The sequence below is a fragment of the Paenibacillus sp. FSL R7-0313 genome, from assembly GCF_037969885.1.
Taxonomy (GTDB): Bacteria; Bacillota; Bacilli; order Paenibacillales; family Paenibacillaceae; genus Paenibacillus.
On the sequence record NZ_CP150219.1, the window covers coordinates 5,839,974 to 5,864,404 of the forward strand.

Sequence of the window (24,431 nt, forward strand, 5' to 3'; positions counted from 1 at the left end):
CTTTGCCAACCTATATTCTGGAATGTTGTTGTAATTATGCCTGATCCCGAAATTCATTTGGTGTCATACCATAATGTTTTTTGAACATTTTGCTGAAATATTGCGGATTTTGATAGCCAAGCTCACTTGTAATCTCGTATATTTTTTTGTTGCTATTCTTAAGCAGATACAGAGCACGCTCCATGCGCATACGAATCATGTAGTCCCCAAGACCTTCCCCTGTCTCTGCCTTGTAAATTTTTGATAGATATACGGGGTGTAGATATACCTTGTCCGCAATCATCTTCACCGACAGATCCTGTCCTGTATCTCTTGTCACCAGCTCCTGAACCTGTTTGATCACATGTCTGCGACTCTGCACACCTTCCTGATCGGACAACTCTTCCTGAAGCTTCGCCAGCATCTCGGTTGCCCAGCGCCGCAGCTTCTCGGGGGATTGAATCAACTGATGCGCAAGGAGCAGATCGAATCCCGCATGATCAATCTCATGCACCAGATGCCCCTGTTTATGTGCGATATACATAAATGCATTAGTTACCGACAGATACATCTCATACACATGTTCTCTGGACAATCGTACCTGTTCTGCCTCGTCAAAAACCGTGTTCAGCTTACGCGCCGCCGCTTCCCATTGCTTGGTCTCAAGCAATTGTGGAAGTACAGGTGGTTTGTACAGCTCTTCGAGCGCCTGCGTTGCATCATTCTCCGGTCTTTTGCCGAGTGCCTGATCCATGTCCATATATATAATCTTGTGTTCTTCTGGTCCTGAAAGGACAAGCGAACCCAGACTTTTTCGATAAGCTACTGTCAATTCATTAAAGGGAAATGACGGTGTAACTACCATGGACAGGTCTCCCTGCAAATATCGAATAACATGTTCACGGAAAGTTTCAGCTGAGATTCTCAGCGTCTCCAAGTCCATCTGCGGAGCTTCGATCTGTTCTTGATTCTGCAAAAACATTACCAGACACTCATGGGGTCCGCGACCAAACCACACGTTAAATTGCTCTCCAAGTACTTCCTCTGCAATATTACCTACCGCAAAATCCATCAGATCCAGAGACTGCTGGTCCATTGATGAGAAGCGTCCTGTAAGGCGAATCAGCATCATCACAGCCGATTGTTCCGGGTCAATATGAATCTCATATTGTTGCAGTTGTTCCCGAAGTGCCCGCGCCGTGATCTCACGCCCCAGCAGCAGATCATGCATAAGATTTTCCCGTAAAATTTTATAGTCAGACTTCCGACTGTACAAGAGCCGGTGATATTTATCGAATTCATCCCACTCATCGCGAAGAGATGTGATAGCTGCCGACACGGAACTCATAAATTCATCATCGTTTACAGGTTTCAGGATATAATCCGCCGCCTGCAATTGAATCGCTTTCTTCGCATAAGTAAAATCACTGTGACCCGTCAGCAAGATACAGCGAATGTGGGACCAACGTTTGCTTACCTCTGCAATCAGATCCAGTCCGGACATGCCAGGCATGCGAATATCGGTCACCACGATATCCACTGCATTTTCCTCCAGAATTTCCAGCGCTTCTTTACCCGAAGCGGCACGAAGCACAGTCGTTACTCCAAGCTCTCCCCAGGGGATTGTAAGTTCCAGACTTTCTGTTACGTATGTCTCATCATCTACCAGTAATATATCAATCAAGTGATTCACTCCCTATTTCGTTCATTCTGCAAATGGATTCCATCGTTCATCATGCGCTACACGTTCCAAGTGCTTATCCTTCATTCTCCAGAAGAAACTGCTGCTCGGCAGGCCACGACAGCGTAACGCGTAATCCACCAAGTTCCGATTCCGTTATATCAAGCCCTGCCTGCTCCCCATATCGAAGCTGGAGTCTCTGATTCACATTCCACAGGCCACAGCCCATCTCCTGATCCATCGTTCCCCTAAGCTTATTCAGAAGCGTCTCACGTGCCTCCTGTGTCATGCCTTGCCCATCATCTTCAACCACAAGAACCATGACACCGCCCTGTTTTTCCCCGGATACTCTTATTTCTCCGGCTTCCGCGTCCGCTTCGATACCATGAATCACCGCATTCTCCACTAGTGGTTGCACGATAAGTGGCGGTACCTCCTGTCTTAACATCTCATCAGACAGATCAATCTTGTAATGAATCCGATCCATACGCATCCGTTGGATCTCCAGATAACAGCTGACAAATTCAATCTCTTCCGTCAACGGTACCACGTCCCGCTCCTGTCTTGTCGTATACCGATAATATCGTGATAGGTTATGCGACATCGCTACAACCGCGTCCATACGCTTCAGCTTCGCCATACTTGTAATGAAGGAGAAACAATTATAGAAAAAGTGCGGGTTAATCTGCGATTGCAGCTGCTTCAACCGGGCTTCACGCACATGAATCTGTTCCAGATAAACGTGTTCAAATAACTGCTGGATCTGCTCCACCATCAAGTTGAACCGTTCAGACAGGAAACTGAATTCATTGCGGCCCTTTGGCTTAATCCTCACGGAATAATCTTCCTGCTTCAACCGCTGGAATCCGCGAATGAGTTGTTTTACTGGTACCTGCACCTGTACATAGAACAAGTACGCCACACCAAAACTCATTAACAACAAACAAATCATGGAAGAATAAAACAGCATATTGGATTGATGAATGGGCTTCAGAATATCTGACAGGGGCATGTAGTCCACCAAATACCAGCCTGTTGTACTGGATTTCACGGTATTGACCATGTAAGGCTCGTTCCCGATCACTACTGTACGATTATCAACGTCCTGAAGTTTATGGACGGACAGTTCTTCCATCAACTGATTCGTTAATGAACGATCTGAAGTCCGGTTATAGATAACCCCCGACTCTTCTCGGAAATAGAAGGGATCATGCCTGCCATCGTCCTTGAATTTGTCGAGCATATCCCGAATGTTATCACTATCAAATTCCAGTTTAATAATCGTTTCCGCATTATTAGCCGGGTCTTTAATCCCGTACGGAGATACCGTAATCCAGCTAAACATGAACCGATCATCTTCCCCATCCTGAATTTTGCGTACATCCCAGCCGGAACTGATATTCTGCCTTAGCGCTTGTTTATCGTAAGAACGTGCGTCCCTTTCGGAAACCACCCTGCCCAGCGAAGGAGAGTACAGATATAACTTTGTGGCCCAATTGGATGAGCTTTCCTGAATACTCAGCTTATTCTGAATACGTTTGACCAGGTTGATCGCATCCAGATCAAAGTAGTTACTGTCCGCATAGATTCGCTTGAAGCTGGCAATATCAGGATCATGTATGAGCAGATTCGGCCATGAGGATAACAGTTCAATGTGTGTGTTCACTTGATTTTGGAAAAATTCAAGCTGGTTACTATTCGATCGATTCAACTCATCTCTGAGAACAGCTGTTGTTTTGTGATTGGAGTACCAGTACAGAAGTACTACAGGAATCAGCATAATCAGAATAAGAATGACCATTTTGGAAAACAGGTTTGTCCGATATGACATCTTTTCATCTCACCTTGTCTTAATTTGTCGTGACATTAATTGTAATGATGTAAGCGCTAAAGACAAACTATTTTTTTTAGACAAACCGATTCATTATCTAGCGTAAGCGTTACCAATTCAAGGGGGAAGGAGACAAAACCAATATTTCTGCACTAAATGCAACTTCCACGCACAAAAAGAGCCAGCGATTAGCCAGCTCTCTATCTAATTTCATTATATATCTTAAATCGTTCTATTCAACTCAAACCTTATTCCACTTCTGTTTATGTAATTATTCTTTTTTTCTATGAAAATATCAACTATGGAATATCATAATCAAATACCGTATTCGCTCCATCCACGCCTACATCCAGTACAATATCCATAAGTTTCCCATTGACGAACAGAGGGGATTCTGCTTTCCCGTAAAACTCCAACTTGCCTGTAAACGTTCCATGGCGTTCAATCTCAACATGTACGGGCCTTAATTGGACAGACTGCAAGGCTTCCAATAGTGGATCGTCCTTAAACTTATAACTGCGTGCGAGATCAGGCAATAACACGGCGGATACGGAATCTCTGCCGTAATTTTTGAGTGTCAGGTCACATGTTGCTCGGGTCTCACCCGTTTTCAGCACGTTAAAGGTACAAGAGCTTGCATTCTGTACATAGGATACCGCATTAATGCCTGAAGCTCCCCACTTGGCTACATACATGAATTTATCCGTCATGTACGAATAACTGAGAACGATAGCGATAACTACGATCCATAACCCTTTTGCAAGACCGGGGAACGATTTCCCGATTTCTTTGCGTGTAAGGTAGAAGCCGCAAGCAAAGATTCCCATCCCCAGGAAAAGTGTGATATGTACACCACTTAAATAAGACGTAGTATACGGTGATATACCTATTGCTGACAGCATGGTATCTCCAACAGAAAAACCAAGGTGATGGTTAAATGTAAAGATGATAGCAAATAGCAATAAAGCCCCTGAGAACACAAGTCTGGTTCTCGACACACGAACACCCCCTAATCAACCACCTTATTATATCATATTTTTCCTATTTATGATTAACAATCCAAATCAAAAAAACAACAATAAAAAAGAACGCCTTCGGTTGTTCACCGAAAACGTCCTCCCTATTTGCCACCGATGAGAGCTTGTAGAACACAAGTCTCTCTATCATAGCTGATAATCATTTACTTCTGGGAAAGGAATGCATCAAGTTGTTCCTGTTTGGCTGCAATAATTTTATCAATTCCTGCTGCTTTCAATTTCTCGAGATATTTCGGAATCATCTCATTTGGATCAACGGCGCCCGATGTCATACCCGGCTTGAACTGTTTGTTCACGTTGTTGACCGCAGCAATTTCATTTTTGACAGATTGACTGTTGAATGTAAAGCCCAGTGCTGGAGACTTCACACCTTTGGCGTTAAATTCTTTGAACTTTTCCCACTTCTGCGGATCTTCATTATCCCATAGGAAGTTCAGGAACTGGTTACCAAGCTGCCATTGGGCACCTGGGTTATAGGTACGACTGTTGGCATCAACGCCTTCAGGGAGAGTAATGATATTATCCTGTCCGTCTTTTTTCACATAATGAGTACCTTCAATTCCGAAGTTCAGCAAGTTGTTAATTTCCTTGTCGGAATGCAGCAGGTTAATGACCTGCATCGCTTTCTCCGGTTGCTCGGAGGAACGGGAGATTGCAAGCATCGCTCCAGACGCATCACCCGTCGTGATTGTCGGCTGTGTCATCTCAATCTGAGTGAGTGGGAAACCCACATACCCTTCTTCTTCTTTATCCTTGCCTGGCTTCATGCCATCTGTCCAGAGAAACGCTTTTCCAGCCTTCGCCTGGTCTTTCGGGAACACATTAGAAGTAGCAGCATCACTGTTGATATATCCCGCTTGATACCACTTGCGAGCGAGTTCAGCCGCTTCTTTGAATTCAGGGGTCTCCACTTCATTCAGCACCGTTGTTCCGCCTGCTGTTTTGGAGATGACCCCAGGTACGGAAGCATCACCGAGATAATCCCAATCCAGATTCTCCAACAGCCCGTTACCGTTGGTATTGGACATATAGAATGGTGTAATGGCTGGCTCGTTTTCCTTGATTGTTTTGAGCAGAGGCTCCAGATCAGCCCAAGTTTTTACGGCTGTCAGGTCCAGCTTATACTTGTCAGCCAGATCTTTACGTACCAATACACCACGTGTGGCAGCGAGTTCCTTATTCGTAGGAACCCCGTAATTCACGCCGTCCACCTGCGAACCTTCCAGAAAGGCAGGGTCCAGGTTTTTCTTAATATCCTGACCATGTGCATCAAGCAGATCATTCAAGGGCAAGAATGCGCCTTTAGCTACATTCACCGTGTAGTTCTGCCAAGCTGCTGTGAAGATAATGTCTGATTTTTCACCTGAAGAAATCATGAGATTCAGCTTGTTATCCCACTGTCCCCAGTCAATTGCATTGATCTTAAGCGTGGCTCCGATCTTTGGTTCCATCTTTTTGTTAATCTCGGCTTCCACCAGAGCGACATCCTTCTGTGGTGTCCCTGGGTAGAACAGTGTCACTTCATAGGGTTTGCCCCCACCTTCACTTGCTCCTCCGCCTTCTGCGGCAGGTGTTGTCGTTCCACCCTTGTCTGATGAGCAAGCTGCCAGCACCAGGCTCAGCGCCATAACCGTTGCCATCATGCGTGACCATACCTTTAATGATCTAACCAATTGAACCCCTCCTGTCATGTGTTGAACCATACAACCGAATTCCCCAATTCACAAATAAACCGATAACTACTTCTGTATATGCCCTTTCAGTCCATCTTCATTTACCTTGCCCACTCTGCTAACCGGTTCAGAGTTATCCCTTCACAGCGCCAACCGTAAGACCTTTGATGAAATAACGCTGGAAGAACGGATATGCCAGTACAATTGGACCAATACCGACTACAGCCATCGCCATTTGCAGAGTTTTGTTAGGCAGATTCAGCAATCCACCCTGCGACGAAATCTGTGAAGAGACGTTGGAGTTGGTTGTTAAATATTGAATATCGAGCAGCGTCCGGTACATAAGGTACTGAAGGCTGATCGTCCGGTTATCTGATATAAAAATCATGCTAAGGTACCAGTCATTCCAGTAATTCAGTGTACTGAACAACGCGACGGTTGCCATTACGGGAAGAGAGAGCGGAAGCACGATACGTGCAAACGTTCTCAATTCTCCCGCACCATCAATCCGAGCCGATTCCAGAATGGACACCGGAATGGAGTTCGCGAAGAATGTACGCATGACCAGTACAAAGAATGGGGATAGCAGTAGCGGCATAATGAGTGCCAGTATGGAGTTTTTCAGATCCAATACGTTGACATAGACCAGGTACCAAGGTACCAAACCCCCATTGAACAACATTGTGAAGAAGATGAAAAAGGCGAACCAGCCCCGGTAAGGCAAATCTCTCCGTGAGAGCGGATACGCATACAATGCGGTCAGCGCAACACTTGTAATGGTACCTACAACAGTAACAATAAAGGATATACCATACGAGTGAATGATCTGATCCATATCTCTAAACAGAAACTCATAAGCCGTCAGGCTGAACTTCTCTGGAATAAGCTTATATCCATTGGCAATGACTGTTGTCTCGTCCGAAAATGAGATGGCGAAGACAAGCAGGATCGGCACGATACAGGCAATGGCATAGAACAGAAACATCGCATGAATAACGGATGCGGAACGCTTCGATACGGCTAGTGGATCACGTGATTTCACAGCTGACTTGCCTCCTCTCAAAATAATGCATTATCTTTATCTATTCGCCTTACGATGGTATTGGATACAAGAACCAGCACAAATCCAACGATTGCTTGGTATAGACCGGCTGCTGATGACATCCCGATATCTCCACCGATAAGGAACGTACGATATACGTAGGTATCCAGTACATTCGTTACAGGGAACAGCGCTCCCGATTCCAATGGAACCTGATAGAACAGACTGAAGTCTGCATAGAATATACGGCCAATTTGCAATAACGTCATAATGACGATTAATGGGACGAGAAACGGAATGGTAATGAAGCGTATCTGATGCCACTTGGTTGCTCCATCGAGCACAGCTGCTTCATAATATTCTTCATCGATACCCACGACAGCTGCCAGATAAATGACGGCATAATATCCAATATTTTTCCATGTGTTCACCAGTGGCAAAATATACGGCCAATACTTCGGCTCTGAATACCAGTCGATCGGCTGACCGCCGAACATCTGCAGAATCGTTGAGTTCATGAAGCCTGAATCCTTGCCCAGGAAAGCCAGTACCAGATAACTGACCACAATCATGGACAGGAAATACGGTAATAACATAAGTGATTGATATAACTTGGACATCGCCTTGTTCTTCACTTCATTGAGCAGAATAGCAAGCCCGACACCTACAAAGAGATTCAGTGCAATGAACACCGTGTTATACGCGAGTGTATTTCGGGTAATTTCCCATGCATCACTGGTTGAGAACAAATATTTAAAATTGTCCCATCCACTCCATGGGCTACCCCAAATACCATCAGCATAGTTTACATTTTTGAATGCGATCAGAACGCCGAACATCGGCATGTAGTTGTTCACCAGCAGAAACAGGACACCTGGCAAGAACATGAGATACAGCACCTTGAATTTGCCAAGATTGTGCCACACAGACTTGCGCTTTCGGACTGTTTCTCCCGGTATATCCGATATCCGTACTCCCTTACCCGCCTGGGGTTGTGTCTTCATAACTTGTTCTCCCTCACTCCTCTTGAATTCTTCCTCAGGATGAAGCTCCGTTGCGGCTCCTGTGGTTCAAGTATACGGCGGGGCGAGTAAGACCTCTATCTGCTGTGGTGACCTGTTGACTTATCAAATTATGACTTTAGTGCCAAATTAAACAAAACAAAAGGCGCAGCATGCTGCGCCCTGAACTATACGGTACGTGACTGTTTTCGGAACTCCTGTGGCGTTATACCCGTGCACTTTTTGAACATTTTGGTGAAATGCGAGTAATTATAGTACCCCACCTTGCCAGCGATATCCGTCACTTTGACGGTGGACTGGGACAACAATGTCTTCGCTTTGGCTACTCTGCCCTGCAGAATAAACTCAGATAGGGACATCCCCTTCTCTTTCCGAAACAGACGTGATAGATAAGCGGGATTGAATCCGGCAAAAGCTGCAAGCTCCTCTCGCATAAGTTCTTCACCAATATGAGTTTCAATATAAACGCACAACTGATCCACAATGGTCATGGGGCTATGATCGTCCGGGTACAATACCGGGATAACACGATAAATCAGATCAGACGTCCATTGCTTCAACTGCGGCAACGACCTTGTCACCATACCCTCTTCCGGCTCCCGTTCACCCGGATACAGACTGCGTATTGACACGTTTTTCTGATGAAGCAACGGGTAGACCACATGCAGCATGGCATGATAGTAGAGATGCAGCATTTCAGGAGACAAACCCTCTTGGGCAGCAAGCAACTCAAAAATCTCATCCACACGTTCTCGCAAATCCCCTACTTTACCCGTCTCAAAAAGAATGGATAATTCCGAAAACCATGGAATAGGCAAAAAGCGATCTTCCTGATCTCTTCCCCGCTCATCATAGACAAAAACTTCTTCAAGCTCCTTAATATTGCGCCGTTCCATATCCATCAGTTCATTTAACATGCCTTGCAGCTCAGTTACAGTAACCGGGGCACCAACATAACAGGACAACCGACAATAGAAATACGTACCACATTCCTGGATATACCCCTGACAACGTTGTGCCACTTCGCTCGCACTCGGAATGATGCCATCTTGCTCATAAGCAAGCACAATATTTAATCCACTTTGATCCTGGAACACCTCACCGGGTTTGTCGCCTAGCAGCATCTCTTTGGCTGCATTACGAAGGGCATATTCCAATACCTCTTCGTCACGCAAATCAAAATCACGCACCCATTCCTCTACCGAGATCACAATGGGTAACACACGAGCCTGCGGATCAATCTCGGCACCATACAGTTCTGCGAGCTCTTGCAACCGTTGTTCGGTTAACGTGATACGCTGAGAGATGGCATCCTTCCAGAAGCGTTCCGTCAGTAGCGGTTTATGGGTTTTCCAGCGTTTGTATACGGTCTCATAAACTTCGTTGGTACGGGTACGCTGCTCTCCATCCTTGATCTTCTCCACTGCCTGAGTTACTACCTTAATCAATTGATCCGCTGGAGCCGGCTTCAACACATAATCAAAGCTGCTTAGCTTAATGGCTGTCTGAGCATAATCGAATAAAGCATGCCCTGTCAGGAAAATGGTCAGTATGCCTGGATCATGTTTTAACACCCAACTTTGCAGGTCAAGCCCTGTTTCACCAGGCATCTCGATATCACAGATCATGATATCAATAGCATTAGCCTTTAAAATCTTTCTTGCCTCTTCGGCATCACCAGCACTGTATACCTGGTCAATGCCTGCTGCTTGCCAATCGACGCCTTCCACCATTGCTTGTAATGCATACACTTCATCATCCACGATCAACAGGTTCCGCATAGGCTCCCCCTTCTTCCTCTTCGGTCTGAGCGGGTAAATCAATGATGACTTTGGCGCCATGATCCACCTCATTGCCAAACTGCAAACTGGCTTGATCACCATACTTCACTAAAAGCCGATGAGCCACGTTCCATATACCGATATGCTGTCCACTCGGGTCTTCAGCGTATTGTCCATGTTGCAGCCGCCCCAACAATTCCTCTTCAAATCCGACACCGTTGTCCACAATCATCAGTTGAAGCACCGTTCCATCGTCCTGACCGGACGACTTCTCACCGAGGCGCGCCACGATCCGAATGACAAAGGCTTGTGTCCGGCGCTGAAATCCATGAATAATGGCATTCTCCACAAAAGGCTGAATGGTTAATGGCGGAATCACATAATGTCCCAAATTCGGTTCAACATCCAGTTCAAAATCGAATCTGCTTGGAAACCTCAGCTTTTGAATTTCCAAGTAATGACGAATGTGCTCGAGCTCTTCATCCAGACGAATAACACGTTTGCCTGCACGCAGACTGAATCGAAAATAATCGGCCAGATGACCAGCCATCTGCTGCACCAACTCATGTTTTTGCAAGGAAGCCAGACTATGAATAATATTGAGTGAATTCAGGTAAAAGTGAGGATTGATCTGCATCTGCAGTTGTTTGAACTCTGCCTCCCGCGTCCGCAGCTGTTCCTCATACACATCAATCTTCAGATGCCTGATCTCACTGGTCATTTGATTGAAACTTCGTGTCATAAATTCAAGCTCCGAAGAAGATGGCGGGTCCAGCTTCACATCGAGATCTCCACGGCTGACCCTTCTCATGCCTCGGATTAACGCATTCATCGGGCGGAATAACAGATGTCGCAAAAAGATCAGTGCAGTAACCAGAATTACTGCCGCACCAATGGGAAGCAGACGAATGATCTGCTGGAAAAACGGGAGGTTACGCATCATGTCTTCCTCAGGCAGCAGCACGATATAATTCATCTCGGACATGGCCGAGGCAATACCCAACATCAAATATTGACGTGCTTCTCCCTTGTTCACAACTTCAGAGATAACCTGATACGGATTCTTCAGGCCGGGAAGATGCGCTGCAGCCAGCTGAATCTGTGCAGTATTTAATGTGGAATCCGATAGTGCCCCACCGTCTGTTCCAACAATGACTGCGCCTCCCCGATCTCCGGATTCAGTGAATTGTTGTGTATGATTCAGTGCATTCATATCAACAAGTGCGCCTGCATAGAACTGCTGGTTGATTCGCACTGTTTTCACCAGCGCATTCCACGTCCCGCCTCGCACAATGCTCCATTCCGGCTTCTGGATATCCCCTTCCAATTGCTGCATCTGGACTGGCATACTCTCCTGCACAACCGACTTTTTGACATCATAATTGCCTGAAGTGGCGAGCAGCAGATCATCATTCACGGCATCATATAGAAAAAAAGAATCGATTAGATTATAAAAACCGATATCTGTCATGAATTTGTTCATAATCCGTTGCTTTGCAATGATATAATCACCGCTGCCGTATTTCAGAAAAAACAGAGAGATAATATCCGGGTCCCGCTCGCCCAGACTATACAAATACCGATTTGTCTCCTGTAATACACGTTCGTTTTGCTCCACACTCTTGGCGAGATGATTCATATTGGTGAGGGATACTTTGTCACGTACAACTTTCATGGCGTAGACGTTGTTGTAATAAAGCAGCATGAATAATGGCAGCATGATCAATGTAAGACCCACTATAAATTTAAAACGAAGTGAACGGATCAAATTCATGGATTATGGATTCCCGCCCTTTTAGTTCAACATAGTTTTTTCTATTTTCTTCCTTATGATGGCATGTTTATTGTAATCACCCCTGCTTGCCATTGTCTATGGGGTCCCGTGACCTTCACATATCAATTCTGGTGACTTTCATCCGCTCCTATTTTAAGAGTAACAAGCTTCATGTTGTAATAAATTCTCCAGTTGTAAAATAAATCCTTCATTTATAGCTCAGATGCTTCTCCCTAAAAATAAATGCTGCGGCAAGCCCCGGACTCCACGAACGCCCGATCTTGACATGCATACGATATATCACTCCTCGGGTTAGTCACCAGGATGTAGGGAGGCCTGTTCGATGAATATTCAACTCACTGCGTTACACTATGTCTACCTTGCATTTATCGTCTTGATCATCGCAGTTATGATCCGGCGCAGGGACACCACCATCATCTGTGTCGCGGGTATTATGACCATTGGACTTCTGGCAACCGAAACCTTGAGCGGATCAGTTGCTGGGATCTTCAGCAGTTTTATCTATGCAACAAAAGAATTGTTAAGTACAATCTTCATCATCTCGATTATTGTGGCAATGAGCCGTGTTCTGATCAGAACCGGCATTAATGAGGTCATGGTAACACCTGTCACCCGGTTTATCCGTTCTCCTCAGGTCGCATATTGGGGTATCGGATTGATCATGATGGTCGTATCGCTATTTTTCTGGCCATCCCCGGCCGTAGCACTCGTCGGTGCAGTACTGCTTCCTGTAGCCGTGCGTGTAGGTCTTCCTCCGATTGGAGCTGCTATTGCCATGAACCTGTTCGGACATGGGATTGCACTGTCGGGAGATTACATTATTCAGGGGGCTCCCAAACTTACGGCTGATGCAGCCGGTCTACCCGTTACTTCCGTCATGACGGCCAGCATTCCTTTGGTTATTGTCATGGGAACCGTATCTACACTTACAGCCTTCTGGATGCTGCGCAAAGAGATGAAATCAGGCTCACCTGCTCATTCCCCAAACGATATATCAGGCACCATGCGCATGGAACCTTCTTCCTCATCAGAGGCTGTGTCTACTTCTCTACCTGGCAATCTGCCTGTTGAACGTCAAGCCATGTCACCCCGCCTGCAAAAGGTGTTCGCTCTGCTTATCCCTCTGTTATTCGCAGTTGATGTGATTCTGATGTTTGTATTGAAGTTGCAAGGCGGCGACGCAACAGCTCTGATTGGCGGAACCGCTGTGGTTATACTGATCGCGGTTACCCTTGCCGCACATCGTCATGCCGGACCAGAGGAAACGACCAATTATTTAATCGAAGGATTTCAGTTTGGTTTCAAGGTGTTTGGACCGGTTATTCCTATAGCCGCATTTTTTTATCTGGGAGATGCTGCGATTACGGAGTTGTTCAACAATCCTCTTCCTGAAGGTTCACACGGGATCGTGAATGATCTCGGGGTTGCACTTGCTGGACTGGTGCCATTGAATGATACGGTGGGCGCCATTACAATGACGGTAACTGGAGCAGTGACCGGAATGGATGGTTCGGGGTTCTCGGGGATATCCCTGGTTGGCTCGATTGCGTCCATGTTTGCAGGTTCGACAGATTCCGCACCTGTGCTGACAGCACTCGGTCAGGTTGCAGCCATATGGGTAGGTGGCGGAACCTTAATTCCATGGGCATTGATCCCTGCTGCTGCAATCTGCGGAGTCAGTCCTTTTGAACTTGCAAGACGCAACCTGAAGCCTGTACTGCTGGGACTCACGGTAACAACAATTGTAGCCATCTTTCTAATCTGACCAAAGGGTTATGCTAAACCGTTCAAAAAGACGTGCGTGAACGGGCCCAGTTCCAGAGATCTTCACGTTTCATCTCTGCCAGATGCAGCATGTCCACATATGGATCTCCCTGTAATCCAAGAACAGAAGCAAAAGCAGGCTCCGTCTTCCACCCTGCCTGTTTCAGTCTGCGGATCTCACGGTGTCCCGCGTCTCCCCACAGTTGCAACAATCTCCACTCTACGATCATATGTAAGTATGCATTCTGCCTGTAAACTGGCACGGATTGGGCAAAAATCTCCACAGGCCAATGTCCCACTTGCAAATTACAAGTCACATAAGGACGTTGGTCTGGAAGATCCCCACCACGTACACATTGAAATTCAGCAATGGCTCCGATTCGATTGTGTATCTCGGCTTCAAACACGTCCAGATCCTCTGCATAACACAGCAGATCCAGATCACTGCCCGGAATATCAATATCAATCGGCACCGTTCCTGCTGGATATGGGTGATAGTCAGCTAATATTTCGAGCAATCCACTGCTCTGTAACACATGATATGCGTCATGCTGACGTGTATTACCCGAAGCCAGATGTGCCATCACTTCTGCGGTAGTACTCATCTCTCCACCTTGGGCCACAGTTAGTTTGAGCCTCCTGTAATGACCTGTTTCACACGTCCCACTTGACCGCTCGTCAGTCGTACTTTGATTCCGTGTGGATGCGTAGGTGACTTGGTTAACAGATCCTTTACAATGCCACGTGTCAGCTTACCTGTAGCTTGATCCTGCTTCAGCACAATGTCCACTTCCAGACCTGGCTTAATATTTACACGTTGTTGTCCATTCATCATATTCACTCTCCTCTATGTCGTAATTCATATCTTGTATACTATATAACCCTTAAACACAAAGCTCCATCTATTGTAGACGTTTTGGTTTCAAAACAAAAGGGACGCGGCAATAATCTCCTAAGGCTGGTTCCATGGTTAAATGAAGACCAAGATAAAGAAACCGCAGTTCTCATCATCTGAGACCTACGGTTTCTAATTGTATTACCATGTTCAGGGTTGCACATGCTTCAAAATAGACGAAGGTGAAGTTCCATCCTTCGCAGCTTCACGTGCCTTCACAGCAAGCAGCTCGGACACGGTCACGAATTGGTACCCCTGCTGCTGTAACTTCGGCAGGATCGTTTTGAGTGCTGCTACCGTATGCGACTTGCCTTCCACCTTATCGTGAAAAAGTACAATATCCCCATTACGTGCGTTCTTCAACACTTTGTTAACGATAGCCGATACACCTGGAGAAGCCCAGTCTCGAGTATCCTGATGCCACGACCAGAGTACAATGGTATACCCTTTTTGTTTGGCAGCCTGAATGACCATGTCATTGTAATAACCGCCCGGTGGCCTGAACAACAGGGGACGCTCTGCACCTGCTTCAATGATGGAACTTTCTGCTTCGTTCATATCCTTCATGTACTTGTCCGCACTAGTAGATCGAACTGCATACGTGTGCGCATAGGTATGATTGGCGATTTCATGCCCTTCGAGCTGTTCCTGCTTAATCAGTTCAGGAAATTTATCTGCCCATTTGCCAAGTACAAAAAAAGTTCCTTTAGCATGATACTGCTGTAACAAAGCCAGAATCTGCGGAGTCTGAATCGGATCTGGTCCATCATCAAAGGTAAGGGCGATGAGTTTATCCTGTGTGGGAACTTCCCACACAATCTCTCCTCGTTCCTCATAATACTGACGGTTCTTCTGTACAGGCTTCGCATAGGCAGAACTGCTACCCAGCAAAATAATTAGCGTGAACATTCCGATGACTCGGGCTGCCTTCAGGTTCATGTGGTGTCCTCACTTTGTCTTCATACGTAAACTCCCTGTTAGCATTTCCCGATTCACCCGAACTCATTAACGAAAGATCTGATCCACGACTGCAATTTCCTCAGCAGTTAATTCCACATTTAATGTTTGCAGATTGTTAATGACCTGCTCCGGTCGCTTGGCACCCGGAATCAATGCATCAATCGAAGGCTGAGTAAGGTACCAGGCCAAAACCAGATGAGCAACCTCAACATCTTTGGATTGTGCTATGCTGCGCAGTTGCTCAACTTTATCGAGATTTTCAATAAAAGCTTCACCTGTAAACAGCGGGTTCTTCGCCCGTCCATCCTGAAAGGTTGTATCACGATTATATTTCCCGCCCAGCAGTCCCGCTGCCAGAGGGAAGTAAGGAACAAAAGAAATGTTATGCTCAGCCGTATACGGCAACAGCTCTTTCTCCGCATCTCTTTTGAACAGATTATATTCAGATTGCAGTACGTCTACATGCCCGTCCTTGTTGGCTTCAAGCAACTGATCAATGGAGAAATTAGATACGCCAATGGCACGAATTTTACCAGCGTCTTTTAATTGTTTTAACGTATCTACCGCTTCATCCTTAGGCGTATGTTCATCCGGAAAGTGGATGTAGAACAGATCAATGTAATCGGTTTGCAGACGTTTCAACGCCTCATCCACGGATGTTTTCAGAAAAGCAGGTGAGTTATCTATGACAATCTTGCCATCCACTAATTTATGAGCTGCCTTGGTTGCAATGATGGTATTCTGCCGCTGACCGGTTTCCTTCAGTACTTCACCAATCAGTCGTTCGGAATGCTCTGGTCCATAGATGTATGCCGTATCCACAAAGTTAATACCTTGTTTCAAGGCTGTACGAACCACTTCCTTACCTGTCTCATCATTCAGCATGTCCGGATAGATATTATGTCCGCCTACTGCATTCGCACCCAATCCAATGGGATTCACGATCAGATCCGTCTTGCCCAATCGAATTTGTTGTTCTGCCATGTCTCATCTCTCCTTCACTGATCGATATAAGTACATTTCTGTAATGATGCATGTTTCTTGTTACATATTATATCAAACCATTTAGCATATTTAAAATATCGGATTTATCGGATTAGGTGTTTTTGAGCGCAGTTGCTTCCACGTCGTTAATAAACCTGCGCAGTTTCGCAGCCACATCACGGGTGATTTCGCCGTTTTCATACAGTTGCTGAACCGTATTGCGTTGTTCCTGAATGGCCACCATCTGCAACTCCAATTTCTCCTGATTAAACGGATCTTCCGTTTTACCCTGGTTCCAGGTACGCAGTTTGGCAATTACACGCTCATACTTGGCAATGACCGACAGTGCGACGACTCGATTCCCATCGTTCATATGGGCACGAATAGCCTTAATTGCTGCTTCAGAGGTGCGTAACTTCACCTGACGGAACAGTTCTGCATTTTCAAGCATAAATGGTTGATTCGGCTTCTGGGACCGGTTGGTGAACAGATGTCCTAACACACGGCCGATCTCGCTGATCGAAGTCATGAACTGAGTGTTTGTGCGATTCGCCAGCATCATTTCCTTGCGATCCAGCCAGCTGTCACATTTGAAGGCCGCATCAGAAGCAATTGCATTTTCGTCCAGCATTACTTCGACTTCTTTACGCTCCGCCCGGGTGGCAATCAGGTTAATAGCCGTTTCTTGTTTCTGAATATCTTTGCGTTTACCGGCGGTAAGCTGACCTGCGGCCTGTCTGATGTACTTGGACAAGTCGGAGACAACTGCGAGTGCAGCAGCTTTGTTCTCATCGTTCATTTCGGATTTGACAGCTCGTATTGCCGCATTGAGCATAATGTCATGTGCTTTTCGTTCTGACTTCTGCGGTGTTTCTTCTGTGGATTTCCCATCGTCCTTGGCCAGAACCGGAAGAAACACACTCGCCGCAATCAGGGAGAAGAGGATAACCCCTGCCGCGAGGAAAATAATCAGATCCCGTTCAGGGAAAGGTGATCCATCCTGAAGCACATAAGGGATTGAGAACGCACCCGCCAATGTTACAGCCCCCCGTACCCCAGAGAGGGAAATGATCGTAATATCCTTGAATCTGGGCCGGCCAATTGAGGATTTGGTACGCAACAATTCATTCCCTTGCCAGAACAGATAGATCCAGAGAAAGCGCAGAACCAGCAATAGCACCGAGATCAAGCCCACGTATCCCAACACCTGCAGATTATTAAACGAAACATTTTCAAAAATGGTACTCAACACATCCGGGACCTGTACACCCAGAATAACAAACACCAGACCATTTAGTATAAATAAAATGACTGACCATGTGCTCGCAGATACCACCTGCATTTTCAACTGAACCGATTCAGCGCGGTCACGCTCAATGGCGTGAATAATACCGCCTGCCACTACCGCAAGAATACCTGATACCCCAATTTCTTCACTCACCAGATAGATGATAAATGGCGTCAGGATTTGCAGCAACATGTGAATGGTCACATCTTCCATCCCCAGTCTACGGATCCATACCCCTAGCCTGATTAACAGAAAAGATAACAATGCCCCGACAAGAAGTCCGCCAATCGCAATCAGAATAAAACTGAAGGTTGCATTCGCCAGGGAAAATACACCTGTAACTGTTGCTGCAATGGCGAATTTGAAGGCGACCAAGCCGGATGCATCATTCATTAATGCTTCACCTTCAAGAAGCCTATGTATACCTTTGGGCAAATGTACCCGCCCAGCCATGGCGCCAACGGCCACTGCATCTGTCGGGGACAATATGGCTGCAAGAGCAAAAGCAGCAGGTAACGGAATTGAAGGAATCAGCCAATGAATGGCATATCCCGCCACGACTACTGTCACGAATACAAGCCCTAGTGCAAGCAAAAGTATCGGTGCACGCAGATTCCATAATTCATTCCTTGGTGTTCGCTTACCATCGTTGTATAACAAAGGTGCGATGAACAGTACAAAGAACAATTCCGGATTCAACGGCAGGTGAACACCTGCGGGAAGCAAAGCTATAGCTACACCAAGCACGATTTGAATGAGCGGAATGGGAATAAAGGGTACGAACCGGTTTAAAATATTGGATAAACCAATCAGTACCAGTAACACAAGTACGGCAATAAATATTTCCATGATGACAATCCCTTTCCGCTATAGAAGTGGTGAAACCTTTGTTGTATAGGTTTATTTTAACATAATCCAGACTTTGTTATAAAAATGTTGTCATATTCATATACCCATTTAACTGCTCTCAGACTAGTCTATATAAGTTGAACTATTCATTTACACGACAACGGAGAGGACAGAAAAAACCTGAAAAAGCAAAGCGCTCGCCTTTAGCACCGGATTTTCCCCTTTGGAAAAGGGAATCAAAAAAATCAGGGGATAACAGCGATTGGAAGGGCATTCTGTCATCGTAGTGTCAGTGTAAATAATCTTTAGTTAACTTATATAGATTGAAGAATTCTGATGGATTCTGTATATAAGATGTTACAATATGCTCAGGACAATACCCGTTTGGAAAGGAACTTGCATCTATGGCATTTGGAATTAAACGACAAGAGCTTGCTGCTTGGAAGGAACAAGTGGCTCGGGGTGAGATTGCGTACCTCACTCATTTCTGGATTGACAACCGATTCCCCGGTATCACCAGTGTCACCAAAGTTGGCTGTGCAGATCTGGAACGTCTCGAACGTTGGTGCAACGATCATGGGCTGGACCCGCGATACATTCATCGGCGGCAGCCCTTTCCCCACTTTGACCTGATGGGCAGCAAGCAAAAAGAAATTTTGATCCAAGAAGGCATGACAGATCATGTGGTTCGCTTTCATTTGTAGATCAGCTCAAAAACGCCAGTCTTCAAGGTTCATCCCCCCGCAATTAGGGACGAACTCATGAGGACTGACGTCTTCAAGGATCAAGTCATATATGGACTACCGGTGGATCTGCTCAAACGACTTCATGTTCTCCAGCAGTTTCAGTTCAATTTTCTTCAGCATGCCAAACATCTGCTGTTGCTCCTCTTCGGAAAGTGCTTGCAACAATTCCCATGTCATTCGGCCGCGATTCGCATTAAGTGTCTTGGCTAGCTGCGCGCCTTCATCCGTTAAGGACAGCCACACAATCCTCCGATCTTCTTCACTGCGCACCCGCTGGATCAACCCTTCCGTCTCCAGTTGATTCAGTACAATGGTGGTTGCGCCGGAAGACAAACTAAGTTGTCTGGCCACATCAACCGCCATACATTTTTTTTCCCGTAAAATCATGCCCAATATATGACTTTTTGTCGGATTCAGTTTACAGTTGGTTTCGGTCTTCTGCTGCTGATCCAATACTTTGTTTTTATATCTGAAGAAGGCCTCCAACAATTGATCTACATTTGCCAATTGAGAGTTTCGCTCCGTATCCGGGCTCATAAACGTTCCTCCTGCCTTTCATCATAACCTACCTTATATTGTAACATATTTACACTATGATGTTTGTGAAAAATGCGCTTGTATCCGACACCCTATCGTTGACTGCAAGACTCTTGTTTTATTTCCGGTTTCACCTATTGCATTATGGCAACGGGTTTGTTTATAATAACCTATATCTTTAAAGTTACTTTTAGTTACTTAATGATTTTAATAAATCTGTTGTTATAAAGTAAATGAAGCGCCATCATTATAATGTAAGGGACTTATGCACATGAATCAGAATATACAATCTCAACTCAAAACAGATGTTTGCATCGTCGGTGCTGGACCTGGCGGTGCTTTGCTTTCTTATTTACTGAATCAAAAAGGAATCTCCACGATGCTCATTGAGCGGCAGCCCCACCTGCACAAGTCGTTTCGCGGGGAGTTGCTCAATGTGGACGGCGAAGCCATTTTGAATAAACACGGCCTCTATTCCCTCATTCAGGAACGCGGAGCGCTGCTCTTGGAAGAGATTCAGTATTGGGAAAATGGGCAGATTATTCATACGGTATCACCAGGCAATGGAGAATCTCATGTTGGTATTCATGTACCTCAAGATCATCTCCTGGAAGCCATCGTGTCGCACGCTGAGCAGCACAACTCCAATGAACAAGTACTGTTTAATACCATCATGACTGGCTTGCTACGAGACAAAAACGGCCAGGTCGTGGGTATTAACATTCGGCAGAACGGCGTTCCTGCCTCCATTCAAGCATCTGTTATTGTTGGTGCTGATGGCAGATATTCTGCTGTACGCAAACATTCCGGTTTGACCCCCGAGATTCGCAAGCACGGGTATGATCTGCTCTGGGCACGCATTCCAGCACCCGTAGGTTGGGAACCCGCTGTTCGGATGGCCAGCATGGATGGTCAACAGCTCGCACTGTTCTCACAGTTCGGCGGTTATGTTCAGATTGGATGGAACATTCCCGAGGGAGCTTACTCCAAGCTGCGAGAGCAGCCGATTGCTCCTTTTGTAGATAAACTTGTATCTGCTTTTCCTTGCCTGTCTGATTCTGTAGCTGCCAACATTCAGAGCTGGAGTGATTTTGTTCTGTTATCCGTCGAAAGCAGCTATTGCCAGTCGTGGGCACAGGACAATGTTGTACTTATCGGTGATGCCGCTCATACCATGACACCAACCGGTGCGTTTGGACTTAATGCCGCGCTCGAAGATGCGGATGTGCTCTCCGAATTACTTGTCCAAATGGCCGCAGATCAATTCAGTTCCACTGCACAACTTCAGGAACTTCAGACGATTCGCGGTGCAAAGGTACAGCAGCAACTTGCACGACAAGTGGAGATGGAATCCTCTTTCCAACAGCGTTATGAATCCTCTCTCTAAACCCAGTTAATACGGATAAAATGTTTATATGCCCAAACAGCCGATCACTTCCTCATAGAGAAGAATCGGCTGTTTGGCTTGTTGGTTTATCTTTTTCATGTAATTCCGTACCCTTCTTCATTTTCGTTTGCGTGGAGCAAACGTGTCTTCTCTGGGTGCTTCTTGTACAGTATCAACGTCCTTCGGATAGGATGAGATGTTATCTTTTTCATATACTGCTTTCTCCAGATTGTTTAAGCGGCGCAATACTTGTTTGCTTTTACGAACGATATATACAATACCAATAATCAGCAGGATCAACATCAGAATGAATATAACCATCTCCGGATAAAAGACAAATGACATAAAATTACCTCCTTTTGAAAACGATTGCTTTCCATCATTCTAACCTTAATATGCCAACATGTGAACCCGATTGGAAGTTTCGCTTGTGGACTAAGGACAGGGTAACCTGACACAACGACATGAACTCACCTGCTGCAAAAGCAAAAAAAGGTGGCATCCCTGATCAGGATTACCACCTTGAACCTCGAATAATATTTGAAGTCTATTATTATTATTTTATCCTTCTCTGCCGTTCATGGCACTAACCCGAAGTTCTGTCAGTGGCAGAGACGTTTGCTCTGGGTGACGTAGTCTCACTGTTCGGCTTTCACCGGGGAGCAGATCGAAATAATTGTCACTGAATCGGACACGCCCAAGGGGAAGCTCCAGCTTCACCAATCGTGCAATCGCTCCACTGGCCGTAACCGTTACAGACTGTTCCTCTTCGTTCACATGTACGCTCAATTGCGACTCTGGCAACGTCACATCCTTAGGATCACGCAAGAAGTACCGATTAATCGGCGCCGCGAACCCTTCGGATACCAGCTCAACCATTACTTCCTCCGCACGTCTGCCCTGTAACACCTCTGCTTCAGTTAATTCAGCAATACACAGTGAGGTTTGAGATGTTACTTCAACAGCATGTGAGCTGGAGTAGATCTTCTCTCCATTTAATGCATAGACATTGAGTCGAAGCTCCCCTTTCAAGACGTCACGTGTATCGTTTACGACCCACAACGCAAGCGGCTCCCCTGGCTCATGCTCCAGTGATAACAGGACAGGATGAAAGAATATTTTCCCGTAATAAAAGGATGCCTTCGGCAGCAGTTCATAATCAATCATGGACCAGCTTGTTCCTGGCCAACTGTCATTCAATTGCCACACAAGCGCACCGCTGTTACGGTGATTGATGCGCCGGAAATGTTCTATCCCATAACGCAACCCTTCTGCTTGAGTCAACATGGAATAGTTCATGTACTCTTCTATATTTTGCGGAATCCCTGTGTAACCCTCCATCAACAGAATGCCTTTCTGGTGATTGGTATCCTTGTTGCGATAGGCCATCTCCGGACTGCCCCAGTAAAACTGCCCTGAGGGCATATTTTTCTCCAACGTGTAACGATTGGCCGAGGCGTGCATACCAAATTCACTGCTGAACAACGCATGATCCTTTTTATAATTTTTGAACGTTACACCTTCAATGCTGTAGTCCAGCAGTGGTGGCTCTCCATGCTTCCTTGGATAGACCGAACCATGCCATACCTGCCAGTTGTGACGATCCCCAACATCGGGATCATTGGCGTCCTGACCGTTGCTGTCCCCAAACGGCGAAGAAGGCCAGTACGGACGGGACAGATCCAAGCGATCTAACACTTCAGGGATCAGCTCATGATAGATAAGTTCGCCATAGAACGGACTGGTAATATCCCCACTTGCAGACTTCATATCATAGAGCCAGTCTATTTCATTATTGCCACACCAGATGGCAAGCGAGGCACGGTTACGCAGACGCAGGACATTGTTTTCTACCTCTTGCCGTACATTATCCATGAAATCACGATTGAAATCCGGGAACAATGCATTCGCAAATGCAAAATCCTGCCACACCAACACCCCTTGCCGATCACACTCATCGTAGAAGACATCCTTCTCATATATACCACCAGCCCAGACACGCAGCATGTTCATATGTCCTTCCACCGACAGCTCGACAAGCTCACGATATCGAGAGTTCGGGATGGCGCCAATCAGATGATCAGCCGGAATCCAGTTGGCTCCCTTGGCGTAGATCTTGACTCCGTTCAGGATAAAAGCAAATGCATCTTCACCCCGTTCATTGTGAAGAGCCAGCTCAATCGTTCGTAACCCATAAGGCTCGCTATAACGATCCACCTCAACGCCATCTGCGTATAATGTAACCTCCAGCGTATACAGATACGGCTCACCCAGATCATGAGTCCACCATAACTGAGGTGACGTGACGTTCAACCTGATATCTGCCTTACCACCTTCTACAGGTAGTTCAGTGGCACCTGCCACCTCGTGTCCATTGCGATCCAGCAAACGAACATTACAGGACGCAACCACAGCCTGTTCACGTTTCTGTCTGCTACGGAAAGACAAGACGGATTTCACATCCGCCGTGACGCGTAAGACAGCCAGCTCTGTACTGACTGATTCCGTGCGAGCATACACACTTTCCAGCTTGGCTATTGTTCGTTTTTCCAGCCGTACAGCACCCCAGATCCCCACCGTAACCATACGTGGCCCCCAGTCCCAGCCAAAGTTCATCGCTGCTTTGCGCAACCATGGCCGTTCCTTCGTATACGAGGACCAGTCAAAGGTTTCTTTGTCCCGCTGATACAGGTGAAGCGGATCGAACTTGACAGCAATCGCATTCCAGCCACTGCGTACCAGAGACGTGACGTTAAATGTATGTGACATAAGCATATTGGCCGTTTTCCCGACTTCATGGCCGTTGACATATACCGTTGCAAACGTATCCAATCCTTCGAACACCAATTCAAAGTGCTCCTCAGTTTCTGCATCTCTCACCAGATTGAAGGTTGTGCGGTACCACCATTCCTTATGCTCAATCCAGCGACTTTTGGCATCATTATGACCGTAATAGGGCGGATCAATGATACTGCGCTCAATCAGTGCAGCATGTACATCCCCAGGCACTTCTGCCCCGATCCAGAAACGGTCATCCAGCGCAGCAGCTGCAACATCCACTGCCCGCTTGTCCCCAACTTCAAAATGCTGTATCTTCCATTGTCCCGATAAATCCTGACTTGAACTATGGGTCTTCATAAGTTCGCCCTCACTCTCCAATAACCCTGAGTAACACCATAT

19 protein-coding genes are annotated in these 24,431 nt (G+C 46.1%); 3 read left to right on the plus strand and 16 right to left on the minus strand.

Features of this window, described 5'->3' with window-relative positions; translation table 11 throughout:
* Positions 1–34: 34 nt before the first annotated feature.
* The 8 genes from NSQ38_RS25335 to NSQ38_RS25370 all read right to left on the minus strand — a co-directional run bounded on the left by NSQ38_RS25335 (position 35) and on the right by NSQ38_RS25370 (position 11,820).
* Positions 35–1,663 carry a response regulator gene (locus NSQ38_RS25335; protein WP_339784684.1) on the minus strand — a complete coding sequence of 543 codons (1,629 nt, stop codon included), beginning with the start codon at positions 1,661–1,663 and terminating at the stop codon, positions 35–37.
* A gap of 73 nt (positions 1,664–1,736) precedes the next feature.
* Complete coding sequence (locus NSQ38_RS25340) at positions 1,737–3,491, minus strand: sensor histidine kinase (RefSeq protein WP_338593716.1); 1,755 nt, start codon at positions 3,489–3,491, stop codon at positions 1,737–1,739.
* Between the two features lie 299 nt (positions 3,492–3,790).
* Positions 3,791–4,489: a hypothetical protein gene (locus NSQ38_RS25345; RefSeq protein ID WP_338593714.1), complete on the minus strand. Its 699-nt coding sequence runs from the start codon at positions 4,487–4,489 to the stop codon at positions 3,791–3,793.
* Positions 4,490–4,671: 182 nt separating this feature from the next.
* Positions 4,672–6,201 (minus strand): ABC transporter substrate-binding protein, encoded by a 1,530-nt coding sequence (locus tag NSQ38_RS25350; protein ID WP_339784686.1) that lies wholly within the window; start codon positions 6,199–6,201, stop codon positions 4,672–4,674.
* A gap of 133 nt (positions 6,202–6,334) precedes the next feature.
* Positions 6,335–7,243 carry a carbohydrate ABC transporter permease gene (locus tag NSQ38_RS25355; protein ID WP_338593712.1) on the minus strand — a complete coding sequence of 303 codons (909 nt, stop codon included), beginning with the start codon at positions 7,241–7,243 and terminating at the stop codon, positions 6,335–6,337.
* A gap of 17 nt (positions 7,244–7,260) precedes the next feature.
* Positions 7,261–8,247, minus strand: coding sequence for an ABC transporter permease subunit (locus tag NSQ38_RS25360; protein WP_338593711.1), 987 nt, complete (start codon positions 8,245–8,247; stop codon positions 7,261–7,263).
* A gap of 185 nt (positions 8,248–8,432) precedes the next feature.
* On the minus strand, positions 8,433–10,046 hold the full coding sequence (locus NSQ38_RS25365; RefSeq protein ID WP_339784688.1) for a helix-turn-helix domain-containing protein: 1,614 nt from the start codon (positions 10,044–10,046) through the stop codon (positions 8,433–8,435).
* Positions 10,021–11,820, minus strand: coding sequence for a sensor histidine kinase (locus NSQ38_RS25370; RefSeq protein WP_338593709.1), 1,800 nt, complete (start codon positions 11,818–11,820; stop codon positions 10,021–10,023). The genes NSQ38_RS25365 and NSQ38_RS25370 overlap by 26 nt, the downstream gene beginning before the upstream one ends.
* Before the next feature lie 343 nt (positions 11,821–12,163).
* Here NSQ38_RS25370 and NSQ38_RS25375 point away from each other — a divergent pair, with 343 nt between their 5' ends.
* Positions 12,164–13,606 (plus strand): hypothetical protein, encoded by a 1,443-nt coding sequence (locus NSQ38_RS25375; protein WP_339784690.1) that lies wholly within the window; start codon positions 12,164–12,166, stop codon positions 13,604–13,606.
* A 22-nt stretch (positions 13,607–13,628) separates the two neighbouring features.
* Here NSQ38_RS25375 and NSQ38_RS25380 read toward each other — a convergent pair whose 3' ends face one another.
* From NSQ38_RS25380 to NSQ38_RS25400, 5 genes are all read right to left on the minus strand, one after another.
* Entirely contained in the window at positions 13,629–14,210 is a 582-nt protein-coding gene (locus NSQ38_RS25380; RefSeq protein ID WP_339784692.1) for a DUF4269 domain-containing protein, read from the minus strand.
* Between the two features lie 20 nt (positions 14,211–14,230).
* Positions 14,231–14,437 (minus strand): YwbE family protein, encoded by a 207-nt coding sequence (locus NSQ38_RS25385; protein WP_026081155.1) that lies wholly within the window; start codon positions 14,435–14,437, stop codon positions 14,231–14,233.
* Positions 14,438–14,650: 213 nt separating this feature from the next.
* On the minus strand, positions 14,651–15,439 hold the full coding sequence (locus NSQ38_RS25390; RefSeq protein ID WP_339784694.1) for a polysaccharide deacetylase family protein: 789 nt from the start codon (positions 15,437–15,439) through the stop codon (positions 14,651–14,653).
* 66 nt (positions 15,440–15,505) lie between these two features.
* Positions 15,506–16,444: an aldo/keto reductase gene (locus NSQ38_RS25395; protein ID WP_339784695.1), complete on the minus strand. Its 939-nt coding sequence runs from the start codon at positions 16,442–16,444 to the stop codon at positions 15,506–15,508.
* Positions 16,445–16,556: 112 nt separating this feature from the next.
* Complete coding sequence (locus NSQ38_RS25400; RefSeq protein ID WP_339183902.1) at positions 16,557–18,581, minus strand: Na+/H+ antiporter; 2,025 nt, start codon at positions 18,579–18,581, stop codon at positions 16,557–16,559.
* A gap of 404 nt (positions 18,582–18,985) precedes the next feature.
* On the opposite strand from NSQ38_RS25400, the gene NSQ38_RS25405 reads away from it, so the two are divergent.
* On the plus strand, positions 18,986–19,285 hold the full coding sequence (locus NSQ38_RS25405; protein ID WP_047842412.1) for a hypothetical protein: 300 nt from the start codon (positions 18,986–18,988) through the stop codon (positions 19,283–19,285).
* 96 nt (positions 19,286–19,381) lie between these two features.
* On the opposite strand, the gene NSQ38_RS25410 is transcribed toward NSQ38_RS25405, so the two are convergent.
* Entirely contained in the window at positions 19,382–19,864 is a 483-nt protein-coding gene (locus NSQ38_RS25410) for a MarR family transcriptional regulator (RefSeq protein ID WP_091032120.1), read from the minus strand.
* 271 nt (positions 19,865–20,135) lie between these two features.
* Between NSQ38_RS25410 and NSQ38_RS25415 the strand changes: the two genes are divergently transcribed.
* Entirely contained in the window at positions 20,136–21,251 is a 1,116-nt protein-coding gene (locus NSQ38_RS25415) for an FAD-dependent monooxygenase (protein ID WP_339784697.1), read from the plus strand.
* A 117-nt stretch (positions 21,252–21,368) separates the two neighbouring features.
* On the opposite strand, the gene NSQ38_RS25420 is transcribed toward NSQ38_RS25415, so the two are convergent.
* Together NSQ38_RS25420 and NSQ38_RS25425 are read right to left on the minus strand one after the other, a co-directional pair.
* Complete coding sequence (locus tag NSQ38_RS25420) at positions 21,369–21,596, minus strand: hypothetical protein (protein WP_339784699.1); 228 nt, start codon at positions 21,594–21,596, stop codon at positions 21,369–21,371.
* A 216-nt stretch (positions 21,597–21,812) separates the two neighbouring features.
* Positions 21,813–24,389 carry a glycoside hydrolase family 2 protein gene (locus NSQ38_RS25425; protein WP_339784701.1) on the minus strand — a complete coding sequence of 859 codons (2,577 nt, stop codon included), beginning with the start codon at positions 24,387–24,389 and terminating at the stop codon, positions 21,813–21,815.
* Positions 24,390–24,431: the final 42 nt, after the last annotated feature.

Bases quoted from the DNA above. Each gene is read 5' to 3' on its own strand.
- NSQ38_RS25340 (WP_338593716.1), bottom strand. From the start codon at position 3,491: ATGTCATATCGGACAAACCTGTTTTCCAAAATGGTCATTCTTATTCTG.
- NSQ38_RS25360 (WP_338593711.1), bottom strand. From the start codon at position 8,247: ATGAAGACACAACCCCAGGCGGGTAAGGGAGTACGGATATCGGATATA.
- NSQ38_RS25365 (WP_339784688.1), bottom strand. From the start codon at position 10,046: ATGCGGAACCTGTTGATCGTGGATGATGAAGTGTATGCATTACAAGCA.
- NSQ38_RS25370 (WP_338593709.1), bottom strand. From the start codon at position 11,820: ATGAATTTGATCCGTTCACTTCGTTTTAAATTTATAGTGGGTCTTACA.
- NSQ38_RS25375 (WP_339784690.1), top strand. From the start codon at position 12,164: ATGAATATTCAACTCACTGCGTTACACTATGTCTACCTTGCATTTATC.
- NSQ38_RS25380 (WP_339784692.1), bottom strand. From the start codon at position 14,210: ATGAGTACTACCGCAGAAGTGATGGCACATCTGGCTTCGGGTAATACA.
- NSQ38_RS25385 (WP_026081155.1), bottom strand. From the start codon at position 14,437: ATGAATGGACAACAACGTGTAAATATTAAGCCAGGTCTGGAAGTGGAC.
- NSQ38_RS25390 (WP_339784694.1), bottom strand. From the start codon at position 15,439: ATGAACCTGAAGGCAGCCCGAGTCATCGGAATGTTCACGCTAATTATT.
- NSQ38_RS25395 (WP_339784695.1), bottom strand. From the start codon at position 16,444: ATGGCAGAACAACAAATTCGATTGGGCAAGACGGATCTGATCGTGAAT.
- NSQ38_RS25400 (WP_339183902.1), bottom strand. From the start codon at position 18,581: ATGGAAATATTTATTGCCGTACTTGTGTTACTGGTACTGATTGGTTTA.
- NSQ38_RS25405 (WP_047842412.1), top strand. From the start codon at position 18,986: ATGGCATTTGGAATTAAACGACAAGAGCTTGCTGCTTGGAAGGAACAA.
- NSQ38_RS25410 (WP_091032120.1), bottom strand. From the start codon at position 19,864: ATGAGCCCGGATACGGAGCGAAACTCTCAATTGGCAAATGTAGATCAA.
- NSQ38_RS25415 (WP_339784697.1), top strand. From the start codon at position 20,136: ATGAATCAGAATATACAATCTCAACTCAAAACAGATGTTTGCATCGTC.
- NSQ38_RS25420 (WP_339784699.1), bottom strand. From the start codon at position 21,596: ATGTCATTTGTCTTTTATCCGGAGATGGTTATATTCATTCTGATGTTG.
- NSQ38_RS25425 (WP_339784701.1), bottom strand. From the start codon at position 24,389: ATGAAGACCCATAGTTCAAGTCAGGATTTATCGGGACAATGGAAGATA.